Genomic DNA, 8,455 nt, shown 5'->3' with positions numbered 1-8,455 from the left:
CTCCTTCTGGCAATCTACCTTTGGTAGCCGCTAATTATTTACAAAATCATCTGCACATCAAAAGTAAAATAACAGATGCTTAGTGATAGTTGAGCTGAATGTACGATCGTTTTAATCATGTCTTTCTATACTTTGAAAACTTGCTGGTAGTGCACGACTACCACCAGGTGATGTTATGCTGTTGATACCGGCGTATACTACTTCTTTTTCCACTCCTAAATAACTATATCATGCAAACATTTCAAAACGTTCCCCCTTTAAAGAACTTTGTCCGCCTGGCCGGAACCAACGCCCAGATTGAAGATGAGTTAGGCCCGCTCGCCGCATTATTGGGTACCTGGAAAGGTTCCAATGGCTGGAACCTGGTAGCTGTGCCCAACGGTGCGGAAGGCTTCCTGTTGTTGATCCAAAACTATACGGAAACGATCAACTTCACAGCGGTGAGTGCACCGGTGCCTAATCGTGGCGGCACAGTAGAACAAATGGTCGGTGCTGTTTTGTACGACCTGACGGTAACCGATAATCTTACCGGTGGTGTATTGCATGTAGAAAACGGGATGTGGCTTAATCTTGCTCACATAGAGCCGCAACAGGTGGAGGCCCTGGAAGCATTGCCACCGCCGGCACAAACAATTGCCCGGCAGGCCAGTATCCCGCATGGCGATGCGGTGTTGGTACTGGGTAACACTTTTACTTCGCAGGGAGTGCCACCAATTCCTGACAACGATTCTACTCCGCTGGCCGGCCCGGATGTACCATTGGGTTACCTGGATCAATACCTGCAGGCACAAACGAAATTCCCCGATTTTGATGTGAAAAATCCCAATGCCACCCTGCGGAAAGCATTATCCAATCAGGAAATTGGCAAGGTGACTACGTTTGTGCTGGATAGTTCCAGTTTGCTGAATATTCCTTTTACTACACAACATGTAAATCCTAATAATTTTACCACCATTTTCTGGGTAGAAGAAGTGACTGCAGACAATACCAATTTCCTGCAATTACAATATACGCAGCAAACAAACTTTAATTTCTTACCCCGCTTTGGTGAGCCTGGACTTATCATGTGGCCGCATATTAACATAAATACCCTGGTAAAACAGTAAACGCGCTATATTTTGTCAAGCATTAACCCCAAACGAAACCCGCTGAGAGGCGGGTTTTTGTTTGGAGTTAAAATAAAAATGAAGCAGCTATAGAATAGCTGTTAGCCTTTCGTATTTTAGCATCCAAAAATCTATATCATGAAACGTTGGTTGTTAATCGGCTGTATGTTAACGGTGAGTGTAACGCGCCTGTCTGCCCAGGCAGGAGCGGCTTTGTTGTCAAAAGGAGCAGATGGTAATCCTGTTTTTGAAAAGAGTTATACAGATGTGCAGGGCTCTCCCTATCTGCAGGAAGACTGGGCCATAGGCAGTGTAGTCCTCAAAAGCGATAAATCCTATACCGGTGTAGCGTTGAAATATGACCAGGTAAAAGATGAGCTGCTGTTTAGAAATGAAAAGAACGAGATGAATACATTTGTGCAGCCGGTAAAATCTTTCAACATCAACAGCCGGAAGGATAATAGCCAGTTAGTATTTCGCAATGGTTTTGCACCGGCAAAAGGCGCTACCGAAAGTTCTTATTACCAGGTGCTGGCAGATGGTAAAGTGCAGTTGCTCTTCAGGAATGTAAAAAAAGTGCGTAAGGATAAAGCATATAATTCTGCTACCACGGTGCTTACTATTGAAGAATACCCGAATTATTTCATTGCAAAAAACGGTGTGCCGGTGAGTATTAAGAAGAATGAAAAAGCCGTGTTGGAAGCCATTGGAGGCGATAGCGCGGCATTAACAGCCTATATCCGTAGTAATAAGCTGAATGTAAAGAATGATGAAGACCTGGTAAAGTTGATCGTGTATTGTAATAGTTTAACGCCGGAGGGAAAGTAGTAACGCTGCCGTAATTTGTAACGGTGTCGTCCGGGAGGCCGGTATCGGTCATATTAAGTACGCCATCCGATAGTGGACTGTCGACCTGCTTTCGCCGGTTTTCTTTGCGATAAAATGAGATGGCCACATTTAAGGCGATACGATAAATCCAGGTGGAGTATTTAAACTCATCTGAGTAATTGTCGAATGATTTCCACAACTGGATGATGATTTCCTGCACGAGGTCTTTCCTGTCTTCCGCATCATGGCAGTAAGCATTCGCTATTTTATAAAGAATGCCTTTATGCGTCTGAATAACACCCAGAAAACGTTCCGATTTGTCAGTTGCCTTCATGCGTCGTAATTGTCAGGATACCAGAGTGAAAAATGTTACTTTCTTCATTATTCGCACCAACCTCTGAAAAATCACACTTTATCGGAAGTATTTTTTGTGAGTCCTTTTCCTTTGCTCACCCATTTGTTATCCTTTATGCTAAAGCGATAGGGGAGGTAAGCATCTTCCCCGGCATAGGCAACGCCCACGCGGGTAGAAATAAGGATCTGATCATCGGGTAGGTTGGGAGCATCTTCTATCCATATTTTGTTGCCGGTCAGACTTTCCCCGGTGAGCGCGGTATGAATACCCAGTGCCTTGCTCAGGTTCCCCGGCCCGGCGGTAATATTCCGGGTAGGCTGCTGACCGAAACGGGCTTTCATCGCATCTATACCATCCACGGGTTCCAGTGCCCGTATCAGTACGGCATGGGGTGTGTCTTTTACATTTGTGATGACGTTGAAGAGGTAATGAATACCATAGCAAAGATATACATAGCTGATTCCACCGGGCAGATACATCACTGCGGTACGGTTGGTCCGCCGCTCGTTCCAGGCATGAGAAGCTTTGTCGGTAACACCGGCATAGGCTTCTGTTTCTACGATCCTGCCCGCGGTACGTACGCCGTCTATTTCTGTGACCAGCATTTTGCCCAACAATGAGCTGGCAATCTTCACCACATCTTTTTGCTGATAAAATGCGGCGCTTAGTTTTTTTATTTTCATGTGTGAAAAAGTAGCCGTTTTGTAAGATACGACTATCGTAGTATTGTGCCGCAACAAATGAAGATTTACAACACCATCCACTAAGCCATCCGCAGCTCCCGCGGATGGCTTAGTGGATGATATCCCTCCTTTGATCAGAGCGACAAAATAGACACGTGAATATACTCGCTGTCGATATCAGCCGCTGTAACGGTGTAAGAAATAGAAGGCAATAATCCCAAAGTATTCAGGTAAAGTACATCTCCTTCCTGTACTTCCACATCATACAAATTGCTGTTGTAAACCGTACCGTTGGCGCTGGTATTCAGGTTGGTGACGGTGTACAGCGCTGTCGGAATATTTACATCAATACCTGCCACCCGTTGTGATAACTGCAGGTGCGCGTGAATACGGGCGCGGCTCACGGACGCTTTACCGGTATTTTTAATAGGGGTGGTAGCAAAGGAGAAACTGATCGGGAGAAATGTCAGCAATAAGAACGCCGCTAAAATACGTTTCATGGTTTGATTATTTTGAGATGAGAAATAGGGTTAAGTCATGTTATCATTGGTGGAGTTGATCATGACGAGCAGCTAAATTAGCATGCGACAGCGCAATGTCCATGCAGGTGAGAAATGTGGAAGATAAAATTTTATTCCTGCTGTCGGTTTTGTTCTATTTTCCGAAACAGGGCCGTCTTAGTTTTGGGAAAAGAAAATAATTATGAAAGCGAAACAACATGTACTTGTATTAGGAGGCACTGGTAAGACGGGCAGCAGAGTAGCCACACAATTAACCGCGAAAGGCTGGCCGGTACGCATTGGTTCACGCGCCGGCGATCCTTCATTTGACTGGGAAAATGAAGCCACCTGGGAGGCTGCACTACAGGGAATGGAGGCAGTGTACCTGAGTTATCATCCTGATTTAGCTGTACCGGGCACCGTGGATATCATCCGTGCATTTACACAAACCGCTGTGAAAAGTGGTATCCGGCATATCGTGTTATTGTCTGGCCGCGGCGAAAAAGAGGCGCAGGCATGTGAGGAGATCGTGATCAATGCGGGCATTGACTGGACCATTCTGCGGTCGGCCTGGTTTAATCAGAACTTCAGCGAAGGCTATTTGCTAGATCCTTTGCTGGCGGGTCATGTGGCGCTGCCGGCCGGCGATGTGGTAGAACCATTTGTAGATGCCGACGATATCGCGGATGCTGCTGTCGCTGCTTTTACGGAAGAAGGCCACGCCGGTCAGTTATATGAGCTCACTGGTCCCCGGTTAATGACCTTTGCAGAAGCGGTAGGCGAAATCGCTGCCGCCACCCAAAAGCCTATTCAATATGAACAGCTCTCCATAGAAGAATATAAAGCCATGATGCTGGAATACGCAGTGCCGGAAGATGTGATCTGGCTGGTAACCTATTTGTTTGCAGAAGTACTGGATGGCCGGAATACCTACCTGACAGATGGCGTGCAACGCGCCCTTGGAAGAGCACCAAAAGATTTCGCCGTTTACGCCAGAAAGACTGCGGAAACAGGCATTTGGAATGCCTAGCTATTTACGGACTACTTGTAGCATAAAATGTTTTTTGCCTATCAGTCCCTGTTCACTGATGTCCTCTATTTTTCCGCTGAAAGCGCCGGTAATATCTGAGCTGAAGAAGCTCACGGTAGCGAGTCCGCGTTCGTCTGTAATGATGTTGGCCAGCCATACCAGCGTTTTCCGGAAATCGGGAGCCGGGTCGTGAATATTGTTGTCGTCCGGCGCATAAAATTAGTTCGAACCTGCCGCGATATTACTTTTTAGTTTGGCAATGAGGTCGGAAGTTTCTTTTACACCTGGTATTAATTGTTGCGCTCTGACGGCCCATGTAAGCGCATCTTCCAAAGACTTGTCCCGGCTCTCCAGCGTGGTACTGAAGGCCGAAGCTGCGGCAAACAATCTGAAATATACTTCTCTCGAAAAAACATTGATGATATAAGGTTTTTCCTCTTCAAAGGCGGCCAGCTTAGCGCTGTCTTTTTCTGTTTTCAGAAAGGATGCGGACAGTCGTTCATATCGCCGGGCATCTTCTGCGTGAACAGAATCCAGGGAGATGGTCATCAGGTTACCCACCATAGTGTAGCCGGACTTTTTCAACAATGCTTCATCTTTCACCATCCCCGCATAAATCAGGTTGAGCCGGTTCATGCGAATTGATTGCTGTTCCGTGAGTGTACCCAGTTGCTGCACGTAGCGGAGGAGTTGCTTCATCTCCAGCAGTCGTTTATCTCTGATCGCGTTGGGGATGGCTTCTTCTGATATCTGATTGTACAGCCGTGGTTTAATGGCGGCTTTCGATGCATCACTCAACCCGTCATAATGATCCATTAAAAATATAAAGGCACTGGTTTGTATGCCGTTTATCTGTTGCCCGATAAATACCAGGTGCTCTTCTTTTTTCAAATCTTCCGGCGGCATCACTTTCATCCATTCATCAAATGCCTGGCTGTTGTCAATGGCCAATGCGGCCTTCCGGGAAATGTACGTACGCAGAAATGCCGGTTGCCGGTTACCTTCATTAAATGCAGCTTCCAGGTTACCTAACTGATTTTTATCTGCCGCCAATTCCACTGCCTTATCCACATGCCCGTTAAACGTGGCAGCCGGACCTTCACCCACTACTTTATGTATCAGATACCCGCTGCTGTTAAGATAAAGAAAGGAAGGGTAGGCGCCGATGTTGAATTTTTTAGCTAAGGCAATGCCTTCTCCTTTTTCTGCATTTAATTTATAACTCAGCAATAATGGATTATACTTATCACCTACTTCTTTCAAAGGAAAAATATTTTTATCCATTGCTTTGCAAGGCCCGCACCAATCTGTATATACATCTATAAAAATCATTTTATGCTGTTGCTTTGCCGCCTGCAGGAGCTCCGCATAAGTGCCGGAGAAGAATTGAATCCCTTGTCCCTGTGGTGTTTGGGCCATGGCAAGGCATTGGATAAAACATAAAACAGTAATGACCAGGCTTGTTTTCATACGCTTTGGCTTAAATTGTGGATGACACAGTTTTGCTACGGGAAAAATAACGTGTATTACAAATATAATAAGTTGTGGGAAGAACCCGCAGTGAGGAATCACAAGATAACCTGGCGTATAAAATCAACAACGACATGATAAAAATTCATCGTCCTGATACAAAGGATGCACCTTCCTGGTATCCATATTTCTTCGATCTGGCTGCTGGCGACGATTTAATAACGGCTTTAGAAAATAATAAGCAGCAGATGCAGCAATTGATTCATTCCATTCCGGCTTCTGCTGCGGATTATAGATATGCCCCAGATAAATGGTCGGTTAAACAGGTGTTTATTCACGTGGCAGATGATGAACGATATTATGCTTATAAATCTTTTTGTTATGCAAGACAAATAGCGGTTCACCTGGAAGTGCCGGCAGGAGAGGGATATACGAAAGACTTCAACGCAGCCAATCGTACACTGGCCGATATAGCAGCAGAGCTTTTAACCATCAGAGACGCTACCATCAGTCTTTTTAGCAGTATGACGGATGCCATGCTGGATTTTAGAGGATTCCCGGGAGGAGACATTTACACCGCACGTAGTTTAGGCTGGATGGCCGTAGGGCATAGCATCCATCATTATAATATGCTACGGGAAAAATACGGGGTCTGAGGAGTACATCACGGCGGATCTATTCCCCATTGCTTCATCGCATCATTGCTAAAAATCCGTACCATTTCCGGATCCACTATCCGTGCACGTGCTGCCAGAAATTGATCCAGGTTGGCCCCATACATTTGTCGTACGCGTGTAGGCGTTAACGTATTCATCTTCCCCCAGTGAAAGGTAAAAGGAATATTCAGCTGGTCCAGCATATTCCATACCGCTTCGTAAAAGCGAACGGTATCGGCTGATAGTACGCCATCCAATTCCAATACACAGGTAACGGGTGCAAAATGTGTGAATGCCATCGTGGCTTTGGAGGCTTTTACAAATCGAAAAGCAAATAATCCGGCAAAGGGTCCTGCCTGTTTATTCACCTGCAGCAATCCCGTTATTACCTTATCTACCGCAGTTACCGGAAGTCCTACGGCGGCACTGGATACTTTGCCCCGGAGGGTGGTGTTGTTGAAGATTTCTCCGAGTCGTCCGTATTGTTGTTCACATAACGTGAGACTTTTCGCCAGTACTTTATTGACCAGTAATGGTACGGCGGCGGGGAGTACACCTGCGAGTTTACCAATAAAGCAGGGTGCATCATCGCCGGGACCAATACCCTGCCCATTGGGTTTGGGTCTCGTATAGTCGTCCCGGTAAGGACGTTTATACATGGTGGTCATATAAGCGCCTTTGTCGAGGTCGTAGGGATTGATGAGCGTCTGGAAATGAAAGGGAACCACATCCGGAAAGGGCAGATGGGCATAGGCGAAATCCAGCGTAGTCAGTTGATGAATCAGCGCGTCATCATAAGGTACGCGGCGCAGGTAGTATTCCAGCAGGTAGTCATCTTCTGCTTCGATCATCACGCCATGGATAAAACCAAATGCACCAAAGCTGACAACGGCGGCGTTGAAGGCGTCGTCGTCCCGCACTATTGTTGCGCCCAGTTTGTTGGCAAAGGAATCGGCCACAACAGGGTAGGAGGCTCTTTCCAGCCAGATGTGCTGATCGGGCCCGGTGATGATATGCAGGCCCACCACGCCTTCCTGTACGGCGCCAAAGCCAATGGCGGCGCCGTGTGTGCCGGTTGCAATAGCCCCTGCAATGGTTTGGCCGTTGCTGGCGCCACAGGCCGACAGGGACAGTCCCCGCTGATGGAGGAAGTCGTTCAGCTCCCAGATGCCATTGCCGCATTGCGCAAGACAAAGTCTTTTAGCATCGCCGGTATACGCCGTGGCAGTGCTGCTGCTGTTAATGGTAAAACGGATATTCAGTGATTTGGTATTCAGTAAAATGCCTTTGGTGGCAGCTATGGGAGAAAATGACCAGCTCCCGCCCAGCGTGCGCAGGGAAGTGCCGCTTTGTATAGCATCTTTGATGATTTGCTGAATACCGGCGGTGGTACTATTGTAATTCTGTAATACGGTGCCGGTCACGTCATTGGCCAGGTCATAGAGGTCTGTTACAGGTTGCGTAAACGTATTGTGCAGATTACTCCAGGAGAAACCGCCGTGCTTAATAATTTTCATGGCAGATGAATAATAGGGTGAAGAAATGAACTACAAAGAATCCACCTGCGCACAGGGCTTGGCGCATTTCCATTCTATTCTGACCGGGCAATAAATACCCAGGGTACAAACGGTCAGCAGCGCATTGCCGAAATTAGTTTTAACCATTACTTCTGATACGCCATTTACGCCGAGTGAGTCGCACACCGGTGTGCTGATAACCTGTGGATTATTAAGCAATCCCCAGAACAGGCTGTAGGCCCGTTTGCTGTTGACAGGAGAAGTATCTGTTGAAGGGAGCGCGTGAGTGGCCACGCGATAGGAATAACAA

General features: G+C 46.8%; 9 protein-coding genes and 1 pseudogene. 4 read left to right on the top strand and 6 right to left on the bottom strand.

What is annotated here, in order from left to right:
- Nucleotides 1–230: 230 nt before the first annotated feature.
- Nucleotides 231–1,106, top strand: a complete 876-nt coding sequence (locus VIP81_RS06620) for a heme-binding protein (RefSeq protein ID WP_331957683.1) — start codon at nt 231–233, stop codon at nt 1,104–1,106.
- A gap of 138 nt (nt 1,107–1,244) precedes the next feature.
- Nucleotides 1,245–1,934: a hypothetical protein gene (locus tag VIP81_RS06615; protein ID WP_331957682.1), complete on the top strand. Its 690-nt coding sequence runs from the start codon at nt 1,245–1,247 to the stop codon at nt 1,932–1,934.
- 91 nt (nt 1,935–2,025) lie between these two features.
- Here VIP81_RS06615 and VIP81_RS06610 read toward each other — a convergent pair.
- From VIP81_RS06610 to VIP81_RS06600, 3 genes and pseudogenes are all read right to left on the bottom strand, one after another.
- Nucleotides 2,026–2,268: pseudogene (locus VIP81_RS06610) on the bottom strand (RNA polymerase sigma factor); the annotation flags it as partial.
- A 71-nt stretch (nt 2,269–2,339) separates the two neighbouring features.
- The gene (locus VIP81_RS06605; protein WP_331957681.1) at nt 2,340–2,972 is read right to left on the bottom strand and encodes a DNA-3-methyladenine glycosylase; all 633 of its coding nucleotides are present in this window, start codon (nt 2,970–2,972) and stop codon (nt 2,340–2,342) included.
- A gap of 134 nt (nt 2,973–3,106) precedes the next feature.
- Nucleotides 3,107–3,472 carry a hypothetical protein gene (locus tag VIP81_RS06600; protein WP_331957680.1) on the bottom strand — a complete coding sequence of 122 codons (366 nt, stop codon included), beginning with the start codon at nt 3,470–3,472 and terminating at the stop codon, nt 3,107–3,109.
- Between the two features lie 202 nt (nt 3,473–3,674).
- Between VIP81_RS06600 and VIP81_RS06595 the strand changes: the two genes are divergently transcribed.
- Entirely contained in the window at nt 3,675–4,502 is an 828-nt protein-coding gene (locus tag VIP81_RS06595; protein WP_331957679.1) for an NAD(P)H-binding protein, read from the top strand.
- A gap of 219 nt (nt 4,503–4,721) precedes the next feature.
- Here VIP81_RS06595 and VIP81_RS06590 read toward each other — a convergent pair whose 3' ends face one another.
- On the bottom strand, nt 4,722–5,972 hold the full coding sequence (locus VIP81_RS06590) for a thioredoxin family protein (RefSeq protein ID WP_331957678.1): 1,251 nt from the start codon (nt 5,970–5,972) through the stop codon (nt 4,722–4,724).
- A 74-nt stretch (nt 5,973–6,046) separates the two neighbouring features.
- Between VIP81_RS06590 and VIP81_RS06585 the strand changes: the two genes are divergently transcribed.
- A complete protein-coding gene (locus tag VIP81_RS06585; protein WP_331957677.1) occupies nt 6,047–6,628 on the top strand; it encodes a DinB family protein in 582 nt (193 codons plus the stop codon).
- An 8-nt stretch (nt 6,629–6,636) separates the two neighbouring features.
- Here the strand turns inward: VIP81_RS06585 and VIP81_RS06580 are convergent, their stop codons facing one another.
- Together VIP81_RS06580 and VIP81_RS06575 are read right to left on the bottom strand one after the other, a co-directional pair.
- Nucleotides 6,637–8,145: an FAD-binding protein gene (locus tag VIP81_RS06580; RefSeq protein ID WP_331957676.1), complete on the bottom strand. Its 1,509-nt coding sequence runs from the start codon at nt 8,143–8,145 to the stop codon at nt 6,637–6,639.
- Nucleotides 8,146–8,175: 30 nt separating this feature from the next.
- On the bottom strand, nt 8,176–8,455 hold a 280-nt coding region (locus VIP81_RS06575; RefSeq protein ID WP_331957675.1), incomplete at its 5' end, for a Bor/Iss family lipoprotein.

The organism is Chitinophaga sp. (assembly GCF_036566945.1).
Taxonomy (GTDB): Bacteria; Bacteroidota; Bacteroidia; order Chitinophagales; family Chitinophagaceae; genus Chitinophaga.
Note: the sequence above shows the minus strand (reverse complement) of the source record. Positions and strands in the feature narration are given on the sequence as shown.